This window comes from Bradyrhizobium sp. STM 3843 (genome assembly GCF_000239815.1).
Lineage (GTDB): Bacteria > Pseudomonadota > Alphaproteobacteria > Rhizobiales > Xanthobacteraceae > Bradyrhizobium.
In genome coordinates this window covers 1-1619 of sequence record NZ_CAFK01000233.1, presented here as the reverse complement: position 1 = coordinate 1619, position 1619 = coordinate 1, and the positions used below count along the sequence as shown (strand labels likewise).

The 1619-nt window shown below is 64.7% G+C and carries 1 protein-coding gene; it reads left to right on the top strand.

Annotation, left to right across the window (positions count from 1 at the left end; all coding sequences use genetic code 11):
• Nucleotides 1-495: 495 nt before the first annotated feature.
• A complete protein-coding gene (locus BRAS3843_RS24360) occupies nt 496-1554 on the top strand; it encodes a toxic anion resistance protein (RefSeq protein WP_008971742.1) in 1059 nt (352 codons plus the stop codon).
• Nucleotides 1555-1619: the final 65 nt, after the last annotated feature.

Sequence of the window (1619 nt, the reverse complement as noted above, 5' to 3'; positions counted from 1 at the left end):
GTTTGCAGGCGGGCCATGGGTGAGGCCTTCACCCGGCATTCCCTGCGCCCTCGCTCATCTGATGAGGGCACGTTGCAGCCAAACTCGGGCGTCGGATGCCGCGAGACCGCGAGCGCACGCCTGTTGTCATCTAGGCAGAGTGGCGATGAACGGATCTCATCTCAGGCGCTACAAGAGATTTCAGGACCTACAACACGCAGGGACGCGGGCTGGCATTGCCAGCGAGACCGGGGACCCGCGTCGTTTCGTCTCTCAACGTCGTCGGCGTTGCAATGCTGGGCGATGAACCGATTGGCCGCCAGGCCGACCAATCAATGGTCCGCCACGCCGGAGCTATCGCTGGCTCCGAACCCGGCGGCCGATGGTCGCACTCTCCATGTGCCTGAACATGCGTCGCATTTGGTTCCGTTCCCGCCGTCATCGAACCATTGAAATGCGCCTCTATGCTCACCATCCCTTTCGTCGGGTCGCTGTGACCCCGTTCCCGAGGTGCTCATGTCCGAGACCGTCAACCTGCCGACGGTTCAAGCCGACCAGTCCGTGGTCGCCCGCATCCGTTCCGAAATCGATATTTCCGACCGCTCCCGCATCGTCACCTTCGGCGATCGCGCCCAGCGTTCGGTGGTCGAGTTTGCCGATCGCATCCTGGCGCAGACCCAGAACCGCGAGCTCGGCAACACCGGCAAGCTGTTGTCCGATATCCTGGCCAAGGCGCGCGGGCTCGATCCCGCCGCGCTGAAGGAGGCCGGCTTTCTCACCCGCCTGTTCTCCTCGGTCGAGGCGCGGGTGCGCCGCTTCGCCGAAGCCTTCGACGATGTCGCCTCGCAGATCGACCGCATCTGCGTCGACCTCGACCGCAACAAGGAGACGCTGCGGCGTGACATCGCGCTGCTCGATGATCTGCATGAGCAGACCAAATCAGCGCTGACCCAGCTCGATGCGCACATCGCCGCCGGCAAGGACTTCGTCGACGGCTACCGGCGCGGGCCGCTGGCTGAGCTGGAACGCGCGGCGAAGGCGCCGGCCGAGGGCAGCGACGCGCTGATGGCGGCGCAGACCTATCAGGACGCGGTGCAGGCGCTCGACCGGCTCGAGAAGCGCGTCTTCTATCTGCAGCAGGCGCGGCAGGTCGGCATCCAGCAATTGCCGCAGATCCGCATCGTGCAGTCGGGCGACGAGACCCTGATCGAAAACCTGCAGGCGACGACCGAACTGACGATCCCGGTCTGGAAGCAGAAGATGATCCTGCTGCTCGGCCTGCAGCGGCAGAAATCGGCGCTCGAGCTGCAGAAGACGGTGACGGATGCCACCAATCAGATGATGCGCCAGGCCTCCGAGATGATGAAGACGCAGGCGATCCAGATCGAGCAGCAGTCGCAGCGCGGCATCGTCGATATCGAGACGCTGGAAAAGACCAATCGCGACCTGATCGACACCATCGCCGGCGTGCTGACCACGCAGCAGCAAGGCCGCAAGAAGCGCGAGGATATCGAGCAGCGGATGTCGCAGCAGACCGCCGAGCTGAGGGCGGCCTTGTCGAAGGCCCCGGTGTGAGAGGTGCGGCCATGTGGCGCGCGCTGACCTTCCTGCGTCGCAAGCTCGAGACGTTGGCCTCTGCA